This is a genomic window from Paenibacillus sp. P36 (assembly GCF_045866505.1).
GTDB lineage: Bacteria > Bacillota > Bacilli > Paenibacillales > NBRC-103111 > Paenibacillus_E > Paenibacillus_E chondroitinus.
Genome location: NZ_AP038372.1, coordinates 3162171 through 3179047 on the forward strand (window position 1 = coordinate 3162171; position 16877 = coordinate 3179047).

Annotated in this window: 16 protein-coding genes; 10 read left to right on the plus strand and 6 right to left on the minus strand. The window is 48.5% G+C overall.

Features of this window, described 5'->3' with window-relative positions; translation table 11 throughout:
* Positions 1-72: 72 nt before the first annotated feature.
* From ACKTT9_RS13905 to ACKTT9_RS13925, 5 genes are all read left to right on the plus strand, one after another.
* Positions 73-1185 carry an electron transfer flavoprotein subunit alpha/FixB family protein gene (locus ACKTT9_RS13905; RefSeq protein ID WP_407872058.1) on the plus strand — a complete coding sequence of 371 codons (1113 nt, stop codon included), beginning with the start codon at positions 73-75 and terminating at the stop codon, positions 1183-1185.
* A complete protein-coding gene (locus tag ACKTT9_RS13910; protein WP_407872059.1) occupies positions 1182-2492 on the plus strand; it encodes an FAD-dependent oxidoreductase in 1311 nt (436 codons plus the stop codon). The genes ACKTT9_RS13905 and ACKTT9_RS13910 overlap by 4 nt, the downstream gene beginning before the upstream one ends.
* A complete protein-coding gene (locus ACKTT9_RS13915; RefSeq protein ID WP_407872060.1) occupies positions 2489-2776 on the plus strand; it encodes a ferredoxin family protein in 288 nt (95 codons plus the stop codon). Before ACKTT9_RS13910 ends, ACKTT9_RS13915 begins: the two co-directional genes overlap by 4 nt.
* A gap of 161 nt (positions 2777-2937) precedes the next feature.
* On the plus strand, positions 2938-5133 hold the full coding sequence (locus ACKTT9_RS13920; RefSeq protein ID WP_407872061.1) for an alpha-galactosidase: 2196 nt from the start codon (positions 2938-2940) through the stop codon (positions 5131-5133).
* Between the two features lie 67 nt (positions 5134-5200).
* On the plus strand, positions 5201-5713 hold the full coding sequence (locus tag ACKTT9_RS13925) for a DinB family protein (protein WP_407872062.1): 513 nt from the start codon (positions 5201-5203) through the stop codon (positions 5711-5713).
* A gap of 45 nt (positions 5714-5758) precedes the next feature.
* Here the strand turns inward: ACKTT9_RS13925 and ACKTT9_RS13930 are convergent, their stop codons facing one another.
* Together ACKTT9_RS13930 and ACKTT9_RS13935 are read right to left on the minus strand one after the other, a co-directional pair.
* Positions 5759-5986 (minus strand): 3-dehydroquinate dehydratase, encoded by a 228-nt coding sequence (locus tag ACKTT9_RS13930; protein ID WP_127449564.1) that lies wholly within the window; start codon positions 5984-5986, stop codon positions 5759-5761.
* A 252-nt stretch (positions 5987-6238) separates the two neighbouring features.
* Positions 6239-7039, minus strand: a complete 801-nt coding sequence (locus ACKTT9_RS13935) for an AraC family transcriptional regulator (RefSeq protein ID WP_407872063.1) — start codon at positions 7037-7039, stop codon at positions 6239-6241.
* 134 nt (positions 7040-7173) lie between these two features.
* On the opposite strand from ACKTT9_RS13935, the gene ACKTT9_RS13940 reads away from it, so the two are divergent.
* Complete coding sequence (locus tag ACKTT9_RS13940; protein WP_157319875.1) at positions 7174-7947, plus strand: sugar phosphate isomerase/epimerase; 774 nt, start codon at positions 7174-7176, stop codon at positions 7945-7947.
* A gap of 36 nt (positions 7948-7983) precedes the next feature.
* Positions 7984-9003, plus strand: a complete 1020-nt coding sequence (locus tag ACKTT9_RS13945; protein ID WP_157319877.1) for a Gfo/Idh/MocA family protein — start codon at positions 7984-7986, stop codon at positions 9001-9003.
* A gap of 69 nt (positions 9004-9072) precedes the next feature.
* Here ACKTT9_RS13945 and ACKTT9_RS13950 read toward each other — a convergent pair whose 3' ends face one another.
* Positions 9073-11187, minus strand: coding sequence for a sulfatase-like hydrolase/transferase (locus ACKTT9_RS13950; RefSeq protein ID WP_407872064.1), 2115 nt, complete (start codon positions 11185-11187; stop codon positions 9073-9075).
* Positions 11188-11445: 258 nt separating this feature from the next.
* Between ACKTT9_RS13950 and ACKTT9_RS13955 the strand changes: the two genes are divergently transcribed.
* Entirely contained in the window at positions 11446-12291 is an 846-nt protein-coding gene (locus ACKTT9_RS13955; RefSeq protein WP_246068925.1) for a YitT family protein, read from the plus strand.
* Here the strand turns inward: ACKTT9_RS13955 and ACKTT9_RS13960 are convergent.
* Together ACKTT9_RS13960 and ACKTT9_RS13965 are read right to left on the minus strand one after the other, a co-directional pair.
* Complete coding sequence (locus ACKTT9_RS13960; RefSeq protein WP_407872065.1) at positions 12288-12989, minus strand: LuxR C-terminal-related transcriptional regulator; 702 nt, start codon at positions 12987-12989, stop codon at positions 12288-12290. The genes ACKTT9_RS13955 and ACKTT9_RS13960 overlap by 4 nt on opposite strands.
* A gap of 11 nt (positions 12990-13000) precedes the next feature.
* Positions 13001-14359, minus strand: coding sequence for a sensor histidine kinase (locus tag ACKTT9_RS13965; protein ID WP_407872066.1), 1359 nt, complete (start codon positions 14357-14359; stop codon positions 13001-13003).
* A 154-nt stretch (positions 14360-14513) separates the two neighbouring features.
* On the opposite strand from ACKTT9_RS13965, the gene ACKTT9_RS13970 reads away from it, so the two are divergent.
* Both ACKTT9_RS13970 and ACKTT9_RS13975 read left to right on the plus strand, forming a co-directional pair.
* The gene (locus ACKTT9_RS13970) at positions 14514-15410 is read left to right on the plus strand and encodes a lysostaphin resistance A-like protein (RefSeq protein WP_407872067.1); all 897 of its coding nucleotides are present in this window, start codon (positions 14514-14516) and stop codon (positions 15408-15410) included.
* 24 nt (positions 15411-15434) lie between these two features.
* Positions 15435-16415 carry an aldose 1-epimerase gene (locus tag ACKTT9_RS13975; protein WP_407872068.1) on the plus strand — a complete coding sequence of 327 codons (981 nt, stop codon included), beginning with the start codon at positions 15435-15437 and terminating at the stop codon, positions 16413-16415.
* Positions 16416-16468: 53 nt separating this feature from the next.
* Here the strand turns inward: ACKTT9_RS13975 and ACKTT9_RS13980 are convergent, their stop codons facing one another.
* Positions 16469-16852, minus strand: coding sequence for a YmaF family protein (locus ACKTT9_RS13980; RefSeq protein WP_407872069.1), 384 nt, complete (start codon positions 16850-16852; stop codon positions 16469-16471).
* Between the last annotated feature and the right edge of the window lie 25 nt (positions 16853-16877).

A 16877-nucleotide genomic window follows, 5' to 3' on the forward strand; every position in this document is an offset into this window, starting at 1 on the left:
AAGCCGAAAAGCCGGAAGGATGCAAGAGCAGAGATGACAGTAAGGAACATGTAACGAATGGAGGAAGTCACTATGGCCAATGAACAAACGACGGAGCAGGCCGAAGCGGCAATGCCCGATTGGTCCGCTTATCGGGGCGTATTAATCGTTGTGGAGCAGCGGGACGGAGTAGCGAAAAAGGTGTCTTGGCAGCTGCTAGGCGAAGGCAAGAAGCTGGCAGCGAAGCTGGACGCGCCGCTCATGGCGCTCGTCATCGGCGAAGGTGTAGCCCACCTCGCCGATGAAGCCGTGCACTACGGCGCGGACCGGGTGTACCTCTGCGAAGCGCCGGAGCTTCGCACGTACCGAACCCGGCCCTACAGCCGGGTCTGTTTGAAGCTGATCGAGGAAGCAAAGCCCGAGATCGTGCTGTTCGGCGCGACAGCAACGGGCCGAGATCTGGCAGGCGCCATCGCGACGCACCTGCCGACGGGGTTGACGGCCGACACGACGCAGCTCGACGTGGAGCCGCCTCCGTCGCGGCTGCTGCTGGCCAGCCGGCCGGCTTTTTCCGAGAAGATGATGGCCACCATCCTCTGCAAGCAGTACCGGCCGCAGATGGCGACGGCGCGGGCCGGGGTGTTTCAGGCGCTGCCGAAGGACACGGCGCGCCAAGGCGAAATCGTCGCCATCGAGGCGGCGATGCGGGAAGATGAGATTGCCGCGCAGGTGCTGGACTTCCTGCACGAGACGGGCAAGCTGAATCTCGAGGACGCCGAGATTATTGTGGCCGGGGGCCGCGGATTAGGCGGCCCTGAGCCCTTCGGGCTGCTCGCCGAGCTGGCGGAGGCGCTCGGCGGTGTCGTTGGCGCATCCCGCGCGGCGGTGGATGCGGGCTGGATCGGGCATGAGCACCAGGTCGGGCAGACCGGTGCGACCGTGCGGCCGAAGCTGTACTTCGCCATCGGCATCTCCGGCGCTGTGCAGCATACCGTGGGCATGAGCAACGCGGACGTTGTCGTCGCCATTAACAAAGACGAGAAAGCGCCTATTTTCCAATTTGCTCACTACGGGATGGTAGGCGATCTGTTTAAGCTGGTTCCGGCGATCACGCAAGAGGTGAAAAAACGCCGCACCCTATTTGCCAAACCCGCTGCCGATACAACCGCTTCCGTACCAACGCTGGAAAGGAGTGAGGCCAAATGAATGAAAAATTCGATGCGATCGTCGTTGGCGGGGGCCCAGCCGGTGCTGCAGCAGCGTTAACCATGGCACGAGCCGGATTATCTGTTGTACTCCTGGAGCGGGGAGAGTTCCCCGGTGCCAAAAACATTTTCGGCGGCGTCCTCTACCGAAAGCAAATTGAAGAGCTCGTTCCCGAGTTTTGGAAAGAGAAAAACTTTCCGATGGAACGGTACATTGTGGAGCAGCGCATTTGGATGATGGGCAAGGAATCGATGGTTACATTCGGTCACCGCAATGAGGCGTACAAAGAGCCTTACAATTGTTTCACCGGTTTACGTGTCAAGTTTGATCAATGGTTTGCCGATAAAGCGGTTGCCGCCGGAGCCATCCCTGTGTATGAAACCGTTGCGCTGGATGTCATTCGTGAAGGCGATAAGGTTGTTGGGGTTAAAACAGATCGGGATGACGGCGATTTATATGCCGACGTTGTCGTGATTGCCGATGGCGTCAATTCCTTGCTCGGAAAAGCCATGGGCATTCATAAGGAATGGACGCCGGATCAAGTGTCGCTTGCCGTGAAAGAAGTGATTGCGCTGCCCAAAGAGAAAATCGAGGACCGCTTCGGGCTGGAAGGCGACGAAGGCGTGACGATTGAATTTATGGGCGAAACTTCACTTGGCATGGCGGGAATGGGTTTCCTTTATACGAATAAAGATACGATTTCTTTAGGCGTGGGCGTGATGGTCAACCATTTGCGCGATAAAAAAGTGAAGCCTTATGCCGTTCTGGACGCGGTGAAACAGCATCCGATGATTCGCAAGCTGATTCAGGGTGGAGAAACGAAAGAATACTCCGGGCATTTGATTCCCGAAGGCGGCTTTCACTCCATTCCTCCGCTCTCGGGCAGCGGCTGGTGCGTCTGCGGGGATGCTGCGCAGCTCATCAATTTCGTCCATCGGGAAGGCACGAATTTGGCGATGACTTCCGGCCGATTGGCTGGCGAAGCCATTGTGGAGGCCAAGGGTCGCGGGGATTACACAGCCGCTTCGCTGCAGGCGTATGATCAAAAGATACGCGAATCCTTTGTGCACAAAGATTTGCAAAAGTATAAGGGCATGCATCAATTCCTGAAGGAGCAGGACCCTGAACTCCTGTTTGATAAGCTGCCGAGAGCGCTGAATGAAGCGGCTTATAACATGTTCCTGGTAGATGGCATTGCCAAGGCGGATAAGCAGAAAATGGCCATGAAGCTGATTAAAAACGCCGCAGGCGGCACGGTGAACTTGATGAAGCTGGGCTACAAGGGATGGAGGGCGATGAACGGATGAGTCAAAGCGACATTTCTGATAAGCTGTTTACGATCCGTTACAAATGCGACGACAAGTCACACCTCGTCATTAAAGACAAACAAACTTGCTTGAGTTGTGTGACCAAGGATTGCAACTACTTTTGTCCGTCAGACGTGTATGAATGGGAAAAGAAACTCAAGATTACGACAGTCGCCTTTGAGAATTGCATTGAGTGCGGAACCTGCCGAATTGCCTGTCCGTCGCACAACATTGATTGGGTTTACCCCAAAGGTGGGTATGGCATGACGTATAAATTCGGCTAAATGGAAGGATTTATGGAAGGGAGCAGGGCTTTCGAGCCGCTGCTCCTTTTTGCTGAAATTAGGGAATACTATAGTAAAACTACATTTCTCCATATGTAAGTGTACAATCTCCATAGTGCGGATTGGCAAAGAATAAGATAATAAGGAGCAGGAGGGATATTATGCAGATAACTTTTGAACAGACACAAGGTATTTTCCATTTAAAAAACAGCCAGATGAGTTATGTGATTCAGCTTGTCCAAAATGCCTACCCGGCACATGTCTACTGGGGTCGCCCCATCCGGTCCGGGCAATTGGCCGCCATTTTACAATTTCATGAAAGATGTTCGTTCTCTCCGAACCCGGTTCCGGAAGACCGCAGCATCTCTTTCGATACGTTACCGCAGGAATATCCAGCTTATGGAACAAGTGACTTCCGGGAGCCTGCTTATCAAGTTGCGCTTTCGAACGGCTCAACAATTACTGAACTTATCTATGATAAACATCGAATTTACGCAGGTAAACCTGCATTAGAAGGTTTGCCAGCTACGTATACAGAGAATGAGAACGAAGCGCAAACGCTTGAGATAGAATTAGTGGATGCGTTGATTGGTTTGCGCGTCATTCTTTCTTACACCATCTTTGACCAGCATGCGGCATTGACTAGATCCGTGCGTTTCGTGAACGAAGGCACAGCTGATTTGAAGCTGCTTCGTGCGCTTAGTATGAGCGTTGATTATTCGCACAGCGAATTTGATCTGCTGCAGCTTTCAGGCAGCTGGGTGAGAGAGCGGCATATCGAACGCAGAGCGCTTGCTCCCGGCAAATTGACTGTAGAAAGCCGCCGCGGCTCCAGCAGCCATCAGCATAACCCATTCATTGCATTGCTTGCCAAAGAAGCAGGCGAAGACCATGGGGATGTATACGGGTTTAGCCTCGTGTACAGCGGAAATTTTGCTGCTCATGCCGAAGTAGAGCCGTATGGGAATACACGTGTATCCATGGGGATTAATCCGTTTGACTTCTCTTGGCTGCTTGAGCCTGGACAAGCTTTTCAGACGCCTGAAGCCGTTATGGTTTACTCCAGCTCCGGTTTAGGAGAAATGTCCCGGTCTTATCATAAACTGTACCGTACACGCCTATGCCGTGGGGAGTTCCGTGATCGTACGAGACCGGTGCTCGTGAACAACTGGGAAGCGACGTATTTCCAATTTAACGCGGACAAAATCGAAAGCATCGCCAAAGCAGGCAAGGATCTTGGGATTGAGTTGTTCGTCCTTGACGATGGTTGGTTTGGCAAAAGAGACAGCGATAATAGCTCCCTAGGCGATTGGTTCGTCGATAAAGCGAAACTGCCGAATGGATTGGAAGATTTGGTTTCCAGAGTGAACGGCATGGGGCTTCAATTCGGACTTTGGTTTGAACCGGAGATGGTGTCTCCGAACAGTGAATTGTACCGGAAGCATCCAGACTGGTGCTTGCACGTGCCGAACCGCCGCCGTACAGAGGGCCGGCAGCAATTAATTCTGGACTTCTCTCGCGAGGATGTTTGCGAGGCTATCTTGGGGATGATTCGCAACATTCTGAGCAGCAGCCCGATTACTTATGTCAAATGGGACATGAACCGCAATATGACGGAAATCGGTTCCGCAGCGCTGCCGCCTGAACGTCAAAGGGAAACGGCTCATCGTTATATCCTAGGGCTATATCGTGTTCTAGAATCATTAACGAAAGAGTTTCCGCATATTTTGTTTGAAAGCTGTTCTGGTGGAGGAGGCCGCTTCGACCCTGGTATGCTCTATTACATGCCGCAAACGTGGACGAGCGATAACACGGATGCCGTCTCTCGCTTGAAAATTCAATACGGTACAAGCATCGTCTATCCGGTCAGCTCGATGGGCGCACACGTATCCGCTGTTCCGAATCACCAGGTGCACCGCGAAACCTCGCTGAAGATGCGCGGTGATGTGGCGATGTCCGGCAACTTCGGTTACGAGCTGGATCTCACCCGTTTCACGGATGAAGAGAAAGAGATTGTTAAACAGCAAATCGCGAACTACAAAGAAATTCGTCCGCTTGTCCAATTCGGCGACTTGTATCGTCTCTTAAGTCCGTTTGAAGGCAACGAAACGGCTTGGATGATCGTCTCTGAAGATAAGAAACAAGCGCTGGTCGGCTACTTCCGTGTATTGGCAGAACCGAACGCACCTCTTAAATCACTGCGGTTAAAAGGGCTTAACCCAGATTTCGATTACCGCATTGCGGGCAAGGAAGAGGAGTATCCAGGCGATCACCTGCTTTACGCCGGTCTTCCCGTCAACGATTTGCGCGGAGACTTCCAAAGTAAAATATGGGTGCTACAGGCATCTTCTCAATGATCCAAATTTCCGCTATGATTAGTCTATTACATAAATAGACTGATTATGGAAGGGAGATTACTGCGCTATGTTGAAGCGGCCTGGGACAGATGAATACGCGCCATATTATGAACAGTACATCAGCAAAGTGACTGATGAGGAATACGAGGTGTTCTTAGATCGTCAACGTGATGAAATCCTTGCTTTATTTGGGGAGATCGACGATGAAAAGGCACGATATCGCTATGCGCCGGAGAAATGGAGCTTGAAGGAAGTATTAGGGCATATTACGGACACAGAGCGGGTAATGAGCTACCGGATGCTGCGTATTTCTCGCGGAGATTCGACGGTACTGCCCGGATTTGATCAAGACGTCTTTGTTGCGAATACTTCATTCGACGAGCTATCTATCGAGGATCTATTAAATGATTTCAAGGCGGTCAGGCAGGCGACCTTAACGCTTCGCCGTACGATTGCAGATTCCGCTTGGTCGCGCCAGGCGAACGTCAGCACGTTTGACATCACTGCACGAGGCCTTGCTTACGTGATTGCCGGTCATGCTGAACACCATCTAAGCATTGTGAAGGAAAGATATTTATAGAAAAAAAAGAGTTTGTCTGGGGGACGCCCTCGACAAACTCTTTTTTTAATATAGCGATAAAGCCAACGAATCGCGTTCGTTAAAGGAATGAAGGATCGCTTCACAGCCAACGATTTCGATGCTGATGATCGACTCCAAACATTTCTTAATGGTGGCTCTGCCTTTCGTAACTTTCGCTTCAAGAGCGGATTTCAATAGGTTGAATTTCTTTTTATTTTTCTCATCGGAGTAGACAGGCACGGGTTTGTTATGAATCGTAATAAACATTTTCATAGATTTTCACCATCCTAGGAATTGGATATACATCAAGCATATATGAGGATTATTAATTTAACCTTAAAATAGTTTTACAATTTTGAAACAAACTTGCATTTCATGTATATATGTTAAAACTATTCTAAATAATTCCTCATTTTGAATCTAGCAAACGGACCAGCTTTTTCCGTTGTCAAAGAATATACGATTTAGAAGGCAAAAAAGTTCCATACTCTAAGAAAAACTACATGAAAAATTTGTGAATTTTCTTTAATTTTGCGAATCTTTCTGCCGATACAGTTTTGGAGAGATCCCGAATCGATGTTTAAAGGCGCGATGAAAGTATGGATAGCTGCCAAAGCCGCAGCTCAAGGCGATTTGCTCCAAGGACATGGAGCTATCATGCATGCGTTCCACTGCACTGGATAAGCGGACTTCCAGGGCGTACTGAATCATGGTTTTGCCGAAGCATTCCTTGAACAAATGAACAGCGCGGGATACGCTGAGTCCCACATGGTCAGCAACATCGTCCACTTTGAAAGTGGCTGTTGCATGGGCCTCAATAAACCGTTTCATCCGGGTGCCCGTAAAAGGGCGTCCTTGCAAGGAGACGGTTTCCGTTGCCGCGCGTTCCACATACAGGCATAACGCTTGCAGCAAATACCCGCTAAGCTCCCGGTTTTCCTCTTCCATTCTGCGTTTTTCAAGAATAAGCTGGCGCCAAAGCGAAATGAGCCGCGCATCTAGATCAATTCGTGTGCAAGTTTGCTTGTAGCTCCGTTTCCACCAGGCGTCGATCCAGGCTCCTTTGCAAAATAAATAATAATCTCCGCTGGCGATTTTGCCGCCGGGGTTATCTTTCGCAGGTTCGATCTTTAACTCGTACGGATCGCCCGGCTTATATAGAAGCAAATGACCCGATTCGATTTGAATCATTTGCCCATCAACGAGAATTTCACATGTACCCTCTGTCTGTAAACGGAAAAGATAAGTATTGAGTCCGGATTTCGTACTCACATTAAACGGTTCCATATGAAAAGAATAGCCGCAGGTCAACAACTCTGTATCCATTGTAATCACCTTTCGTAGCCAAATAAGAGATGTTTTGATTATATCGTGAATGGTCATAATAAGCTATGTTCCGTTATACTGTCTACAAGGTTAAAGAAATGCATAAATTGGAATTTAAGAAAAGAGGGAAACAAATGGGACGTTTAGGAATCGGTCTTCAATTGTATACACTTCGTGATGATATGGCTAAAGACTTGGAAGGCACACTTCGTCATGTTGCGAAGTTAGGTTATGAAGGCGTTGAGTTTGCGGGTTATTTTGACAAGCCTGCTGCTGAAATGAAAGAATTGCTGGATGAGCTTGGCCTGAAAGCTATTGGCAGCCATGTAAGTCTGGAGAGATTCCGCAATGATCTGCAAGGCGAAATCGACTACCTGCACACGATTGGCGCGAAATATGCGATCTGCCCTTATGTAGGTGCTGAAGAACGAGAAAATGCAGAACAATGGAGAAAGCTAATTGCTGAGTGTGAGCAAATTGCGATTGAAGTTGGCAAACAAGGTTTGCAGTTCTTATACCATAATCATGATTTCGAATTTCATCATAAGGTAGACGGCGAGTTCGTCTTTGATGCGATGTACGCGGGGAAAGATGCGATCCAAGTGGAAATGGACGTGTGCTGGGTTAAATATGCCGGACAAGATCCATTAGCTTATATTGCCAAGTATGCTGGACGTCTGCCGCTGCTTCATTTCAAAGATTTCTCCAAGGATGCTGAGGGCAAGCTGGTTACGTTGGAGCTGGGCTTAGGCGAAGTTCCGCTGGAGCAAGTGATTAAAGCTGCTGAGCAAGCAGGCGTGGAATGGCTTGTAGTTGAGCAAGATCACTGCCAGAAGCCGCCGCTTGTGAGCATTGAAAACAGTTTGAACTGGGTTAAAGAGCACTACATCAACGTTGTTCCTAACTAATTCATAACTTATCTTTTAGAGGAGTGTACAATTATAATGAGTAAAATTAAAGTGGCCGTCGTTGGTTGCGGCTCGATTTCCAAACACAGACATATCCCGGAATACGCATTGAATCCTAATGTTGAGCTTGTTGCTTTCGTTGATCCGATTATCGAAAGAGCTGAGCATTACGCTCAGCTTCACGGCGGAAAAGCTTACAGCAGCTACGCTGAAATGCTGAAAGAAGAAAAAGTCGATGCTGTTAGCGTATGTACGCCTAACTATTTGCACGCAGAAGTTTCTATTGCCGCAGCAAATGCTGGCGCGCACGTACTTGTAGAGAAGCCAATGGCTGCTACAGCTGAAGAAGCGGAAGCTATGATTGAAGCTGCTAAGAAAAACGGCGTGTTCTTGATGGTTGGCCACAACCAACGTCTAATGGCGCCGCACGTGAAAGCGAAAGAAATTTTGGAATCCGGCAAGCTGGGCAAAGTGCTGACATTCCGCACCTCTTTCGGGCATCCAGGACCGGAAGGCTGGAGCGTTGACGGCCGCGAGAGCTGGTTCTTCCGTAAAGAAGAAGCCATCATGGGCGCAATGGGCGACCTTGGCGTGCACAAATCCGATTTGATCCGTTATTTGCTGAATGATGAAGTTGCACAAGTGGCAGCTTTCGTGGGCACTATTCACAAAGAGGGAACGGATGTAGATGATAACTCCACGTGCTTGCTGCGCATGAAGAGCGGCGCTACTGGCTCTCTAGTTGCAAGCTGGACGTACTACAAAGGCCAAGACAACTCCACGGTTCTCTGGTGCGAGAACGGCGTTATCAAAATCGATACAGATCCTAACGATCAAGTTATCGTTGAACTTCGTAACGGCACGGTTGAACGTTACAAAGTTGGTCAAGTGGCGACGAATGAGAAGCAAACGGTCAGCGGCGTAATCGATGAGTTCGTATCTTGCATCGTGAGTGGTACAAAACCGCGCATTTCCGGCGAAGAAGGCAAGCGTTCCTTGGAAGTTATCCTGGCTGCATTCGAATCCGAAGCAACAGGCAAAGTCATTACGCTCTAATTGCATTTTATATGAAAAAAGAGAGTGTCCCACAAGCCATGAATTTGGCTGTTGGACACTCTCTTTTGTTTATCTTCCGCCCATCTCAATCGGGAGCGTGTTCGATTTCCCCACTACCGTTTCCTTCGAGTCTTTCACTTGCACTTGGATGTCCCAAATGCCGGCTTTTAGCATATTGCCTTCCACCCTGGCCGTAACCATGTGTTCATCTTGCCATGTCGTCGGAATGGCTTTACCGTTCAGCGTTACAATGCTGAGAGGGGGCAAGTTATTGCCGCGTATCAGGAGTGTAACACTGGAGCGCCCTGAGATATCTTGGTCTTGTGTATCTGCCTCGACTTTATCAAGGAGTATGGGACCAAAACCTAGCATATATTTCGAATTAATAATAGGCACCTTGTAATCCTTGTAGGCATGTCGATCGCCAAACATAATGTCATACTGCAAGGTTTCATAGTCTTTTAAATCTTGTTCGTTGATGTGCATCGCCTCAAAATAATCTTTGGGCGGGATGATCGGGATCTTTTTCGAAAGTTGGCTCAAATAATTAGTATAATAGCTGCCTTGCTGTTTAGATAATTCAATAAGATAAGGACCTAGGAATGATGGGCTGATATCAAGCTTATCCTTGCGCTCCGTGTCGAAATTGTTCCAAACGACAAGGGGAACGCTGTACATTTTTTTCAAGAAATCCGGATCATCTTTACCACTAATATACTTGGTATCAATATAGGTGGCGTAATCATCGCCTAAGGCCGGCAAATGGTCGCCCCAGAATGCGATAATGGTAGGCTCGCCTTTTTTCTCATAATACTCGACAAGCTCTCTCAGCATTCTATCTGATGCACTGATGCCTTGAGCAAGCGTTTCGAGCATACCTTGAGAAGAAGGAGACATGTCCCCTGTGACATCAAACGTATTTTTCGGGAATTTACCCGGGAAGAAATGGAAATGATTTTCCATCGTGTTCGCGAAAACAAAGTCGGGACCGTCGCTAAGATCCGTCGCATGGATAATATTCGCAGCAACTTCACTATCCGCGATATAAGGGCCCGAATAGTTAGGCTTAAAATATTCAATCGGAATATACTTCGAGAAACCAAAGTCTTTATAGATGCGATTGCTGTTAAAATACCAGTTATAGAAAGGGCTAATCGCTGTAGATGTGTAACCTTGTCTTGCATAAATACTAGCCAAGGAATCCACTTCATTCGTAATAAATTGGTTATACGCAATCGATCCTTGCGGCAAGAAGCGCATCGAGTTCCCCGTCAAAACCTCAAACTCCACATTGGCAGTCCCACCGCCGTACTGCGGCGAAAGCATGGTACCGCTCGTACCTGTCTGCTGTAATTGGTGAAAAAATGGGATCGGATCCCGGCTGAATTGTACGCCTTTGATCACAGTAGGATCCCAGAATGCTTCGCTCAATACGACAATCACATTCGGCTTAACATTCGGATCGCCGGCTTTAATCGGCGGTTTAGGTGAGTTGCTGACGATGGCTTCGACCGCTTTATCGTCGTAACCTTCTCTTTTATCGCTGAACATCGACTTGGTATTCAGGAACGTGGCTAGCGCATAACCGTTGGTTTGCGTATTTTCAACCTGATTCCATACCGAAGCTTTAATGCCGCACCATTTCTGAACAGGTAGTGGCAAATCGGTATAAACCGCTGCCAACATGGCTAGCGCAATAACGGCGACAATTCCCCGTTCTTTTATATGAATTTTCTTCATAAATAACTGTGTGCGGTATAACAAGAAATAGCTGGCTGCAAGGAACAACACGATCATAAACAGCACATTGAAGGTGAAAATATTTTTAATATATTGCACCATATCGGATGCTTCGCCTGCTATTACAATATCCCAAGGTGTCAAAGGGACACCTAGTATTTTGAGTTTTATCCCGCTAATGAGTCCCATCACCAGCAGTATGCCTGAAAGAATCCAATAGGCTACTCTAGTACGGCCAATAATGGCGATGAAAAGCAGAAGCAGACTAAATACAATCCATTCATTATAGAGCAGCTCAATAATATGTTTATAGCTCCAGGTGAACATCTCTATATATTGACCGCGGCTTAAAATTTCCATGATGACCACAGGAATTAAAGCTATAAGAATAAAGGGCAGCCGCTGCCGGGACAGCTGCAGTAAACGTTCTAGATGTAATTTCATATTTTCTCCTATGGATTGTAGATAAATTGTAAAGGACATCTGACATTATACCATGGGAATCGGCAATATTCGATGGTAGTTTATCTAATTATTTTAAGGCATTTTGACGTGAAAAATTGGCTGCTTTAGGCAGGGAAATGATGGTCCCGACGAGAAGATAGTAAGTAGAAAAATGTAAGTGACGAAAGGGGATGAACGATGGCTAAAGAACAGATTCAATTGCAGAAGAGAGCTGCCATTAGAGCGCAGCATCGCAGGATGACCAAAACCAGCTTACTGCGGAGGGGTGTCTTTCTATTTATCGGTGCAGCCTTAATGGCTGTCGGACTCGAAATATTTTTGGTTCCTAACAAAATTATTGATGGTGGAATCACCGGTATTTCCATCATTTTGTCTTATTTAACCCACATTCAGGTAGGGATTTTCCTTACGCTATTAAATCTTCCATTCCTGTTTATCGGCTATAAAATGATCGGAAAAACGTTTGCGTTATCGACATTATTCGCTATTCTGGTGATGTCCGCAGGCACGGCCTTGCTTCATCCGGTTCATGAACTGACGAATGACCCTTTATTGGCTGCCGTATTTGGAGGGATTATCCTTGGGATTGGCGTCGGGATGGTTATCCGGTTCGGAGGATCGCTTGACGGAACAGAAATTATTGCGATTCTGATCTCGAAAAAGATTCCTTTTTCCGTCGGCGAGGTTGTGATGTTTTTCAACGTATTTATTCTAGGCAGTGCAGGTTTTGTATACAGCTGGGATCGCGCGATGTACTCATTAATTGCTTATTTTATCGCTTATAAAATGATTGATGTGACGATCGAGGGTTTCGACGAGTCCAAATCCGTTTGGATCATCAGTGATCGGTTTAGACAGATCGGTGAAGCCATTTTGGACCGTCTGGGGCGTGGTGTTACGTATTTGGAAGGGGAAGGCGGTTTCTCCGGAGACAATAAAAAGGTTATCTTCTGTGTCATCACGCGACTGGAGGAGGCGAAGCTGAAATCCATTGTTGATGAACTAGATCCATCGGCATTCCTCGCAGTCGGCAATATCCACGATGTCAAAGGCGGAAGATTTAAAAAGAAAGATATTCACTAGTCCTTTTCGCTATCACCTGTCTGTGTCGAGTTTCCTCGCTCGAACAGTCCTAATTCTCTCATTTTCTGAGCGGCATCCTTGCTGCTTGGACTTCCTAATTTCTTCAATATATGGCCCACGTGAATTTTCACTGTCCGCAGCGAAATGAAAAAACGGCTCGCAATTTCCGTTTGCGTATGGCCTTGATCAATCATTTCGAGTACTTGAAGTTCTGTCGGTGTAATCAGATCACGGGCTTCCTTGACCTTGAATTGATGTTCAAGCCGCTTGAGCCTGCGAAACTCTTCCCGCATTTGCTCGGCTACAGCGGCGTTAATGGACGCTTTCCGGGCATGCGCACCGCGGATGATATCCGGCAGTTCCTCAAATCTGGATTTGATTTGGTAATCGATGGCGCCGGCTTGGAAGGAACGGAAAATAAAGTCCTTTTCCTCCATGGAAGTTAGCATGATGACTTTGGCACCCCACGCCAAAAGGGCTTGCTCGGCAAGGCCGATCCCAGCGGGTTCATCCTGCAGCATAATATCCATAAGTACAACGTCAGCATCCGGTTCAGACGCCGTAAAGAGCTCTCTCGCTTCTTCTGCGGTAGAGAGGGTACGAATGACTTGCAGATCAGGCTGTCGGTCTAAATACGCTTTGAGGCCGCGCAGCCAATCCAGGTCATCCTCAACGATTAATATGCGAATTGGTTCCATCTTGAACCTCCTTAAGTTAGTATTCGGCTGCTTGGAAATGTAAGAAACACGCTCGTGCCTTTCCCCGGTGAACTGCTAAGCTCCAAAGACCCTCCATGTTTTTTCATGACGCTATAGCAATAGGCGAGCCCAAGGCCGAAGTTGTTGCGGCTGCCGCTTTTCGTCGTATAAAAAGGTTCCAGAACTTGTTTCAAAACATCTTTGTCCATCCCCATGCCGTTATCTTTGATTTCCAGGACGATATTTTTCTTCACGTGCAACGTGCGAATCATAAGCTCGCCATCATGCGGCATGGCTTCAATGGCATTCATCAGCACATTCGTTAACGTTTCCGCCATTTGAATGCGGTCAATTTGGAGCGTTAAATTTTCTGCGATGTTCAACTGAACGGCGACGTTCGCAAGAAAAGGCTGTAGAGGGAGAAGCACCTCATCGATCAGATCACCGATAGGAACAGAAGTGACTCGCAGGGGGAGCTCCTGTGTTTGTTCGTGGACCCGGGAAATCATATCGCGGATATGCCCGGAAGCGCCCATGACGACCTCAATGTCCTGCAAAAGCTCCGTTTGCTGGGTTTCTTCGGCATGCTGCTTCATTTTCTCCAGAAACAACCGCATTTTCCCGACATCATTTTTAATGGCATGATTTAATATAGCGGTCCCTGAGGTGATAGCACGAAGTGTCGAGTCCAGCTTACGACGTTCAATTAAAAGCCTCATCCCGAGGAAGCCATATTTGAAAAATGTGTAAACGAAAAAAGGAACGACAAAAGCAAGAATCCATACGTGGTACACCCACATCCGGTAGTAACCGAAACTTGGCATTACATAGTTCAACACACCAACACAGAGGATTGGCGGCAAGAGCGCAAGACATGTAAATAAATGCGTTCGTTTTAAAGCGGGCAGGCGCTCTGTTTTCATAACAATGAGTACGGAACCAATGATAAAATAAGGCACTGCCCATAACGCGACGACGGGGAAAGTAATCGGCATCTCCTCTGTGTATCCAGGTGTGAGCAGAATGCACATAATCACAGGCAGAAATAAAACAAATGGCAGCCATTTGCGTAAAACGGGTTTCTGCCATGTCGTATTATAGCTGAGCGAGAGCATAGCGAACGAATAGGGCAAGCCATAATAAGAAATTAGCGAGCAAATCCCCATGATGTGATAAAGCATGGTGCTAATGGAAGGATTAGGCACGGTTTGTTGAATGTAAGGGATGAAGGTTTCCGATAAGACGGCTGCGAGGGCGCCGAAACCACCTGTAAAAGCGATGGCGCTCATCCAGCGCATAGTGCTCGACCGGGGATCGACCATCACAAGGCCAAGAGCGATAATCCATAATGCAAATAGAACGAACAGCATGAGTCCTCCGTAGGCAAATCCAATATTTCCTCTATTGTGGCACGGAGCCAACAATTGCACAAGAGTTCCTTTGCCGGGTAACTGGCAGGATTTAGGTCCTTTTTCGCGAATAAGTGGGAGAAAGGAGTGAAGCCTCATCGATGTAAAGAAGCGAATGTCCTTATCCATTCTGACCATTTTGGGCAAAGTACTCTTGACCCTTGTTTTCATTGTTGTCATTACGGTTATCTTATCGATTGCGGCAGCGGTTATTGCGATTTTGAAGCAGCCGGAGCTGGAGAGGAGCATGGCGGCTGTTGCTGGCGATTCCTTTTTCGTTAAGGCAGCTTTGTGGGCGCAAATTATCGGATTCATAAGCGGCGTATTTCTCTCGTATGGGATCTTTGAACGGCGCAAAGGATGGACGCTAGGCTTACAGAGTCGCCATCTTGCGAGGCGATTGGGTGAAGGCTTCGTTGCGGGGGCGCTCCTTATCACAGTCTCCTGCTTAGGCATCTGGCTGCTCGGCGGCATTAACGTCCGGTCCAATTCATGGACCGAATCGATGCTGGCCGAATTAGTAGGAGGTTTCTTGTTGTTCATTGGCGTCGCTGTCAATGAAGAATTATTTGCCCGAGGTTATCTGCAGGGACTAGTGAAAGAAAGGTTTGGTGGGGCGGCTGCCATCACCATATCGACGCTTGTGTTCGCATTCCTGCACTCTTTCAATCCTGGGATGTGGAACACGCCTATGCCGCTATTGAACTTGATTTTGGCAGGATTGTTGTTCGGTTTGTCCCGCGAGCTTTCAAAAGGTTTGTGGATGCCGATCGGCATGCACTTGTCGTGGAACTTTATTCAAGGCTGCATTTTTGGATTTCAAGTATCTGGCACACCGATGCCTTCAATTTTCAAAGTCCAAGATCAAGGCAGCGCGCTTCTTTCCGGTGGCAGCTTTGGCGCGGAAGGCAGCTTGGTCACCATGATCATACTCGTAGTGGGGATACTGTTGGTCATGAGCTATTATGGACAACCAACCAGAAGACAGACCTACAAGAAAAGCTTATCTTAACCATAAACAAAGGAGGATTTAATAATGTCACGTTATGAACTTATCCATAGTGAATGGGACGGGGAGTCGACGCTTCGCCTCGTCGACCACGAAGCCCAAGCAACGGCCGAAATCATTCCGGCCGTTGGACTGCACCTGTTCCGCTTCGATGTGCGGAACCAGGCCTACATCGCGAAGCCAGCCAGCGTCGCTGAGCTTCGCGTCAAGTCTTCGCGCTACGGCGTGCCCATTCTGTTCCCGCCGGGGCGCGTCAAGCAAGCGGCCTTCACCTTCGAAGGCCGCGAATACCGGCTCCCCGCGAACCGGGAGCCGGATCACTCCCACGGCGAGCTGCGCGAGCGGCCGTGGAAGGTCGTTGCCAGCGGCGCGGATGCGGCTGGCGGGGCTTATGTCTCCGCGGAGTTCAATATCGCGGAGCACCCGGACGTGCTGGCGTATTTTCCACACGCCGCATGCTTTCGCTTTACGTACCGGCTGAAGGACGGTACGCTGTCCCTCAGCGGTGAAATCGCCAATGAGAGCGGCAGCACGATGCCGCTGTCACTTGGCTTTCACCCGTACTTTGCTTACGCGGACGGCGAAGCTAGCCGCGTGAAGGTGTTGATCCCCGCGGCGGCAGAGTGGCCGCTCAGCGCTGATGGCTACGCCGCTGGCGAGCCTGCTCCATCACCGCTCACCGCGGCGCTTCAGCAAGGCGAGCTCGTTACGGCGCTGCCGAGCTATCCAGGCGGCTCGCAGATGCTTAGCATCGAGCCGGGCCCTCAGACCTGCGAGATTCAGTATGAAGCTCGCGGAACCAAGCTTGTGTTCAACATGGGCGACAAGTTTCCCATTCATGTTCTGTTTACGGCGCCATGGACGAATGCCGTATCTCTGGAGCCATACACGAGCATCATGAATGTATTCAACGAGTCTTATGCACCCGAAATTTCCGGTGCACTGGGCTTAGCGGCAGGAGAGAACTTCACTTTCGAGTGGTCCATTCAAATCCAAACATTAGAATAATACAGCGAGAGTCAAGAGGAGGCCGTCCGGCTTCTGAACTTGGCTCTTTTTTTTCACCAAGGTTCATAGCCAAAACCTGCCGTAGAATACCCGGAATAAGTATGCTGATGCAACTCAGAAATCAGTCCTGTTTTTTGAGCGGAGCTTACAAGTGCACCCCCTCTAGATGTGTTATATGCATTAAGTTCTACGATTCCCTCTAAAAAATGGATATGCGTGCCGTTTTGCAGCGGAATGGCAGGACCTGTCGTACCAAAATAATTATGGTAATGCCCATATCGAATGCCGGTAATCCCTTGGTATTGGTGAACATGGCCATCATAAGCAGTGCCATTCACATTAAAGGTATATAGGCGTAATAAATGATTATGATCGAGAGTCATGGATGTCATGGCCTTAAAAAAATGAACGTGAGCAGGCGGAACATAACTGGACAAACGAAAAACCCCCTTGAAGCAGGAT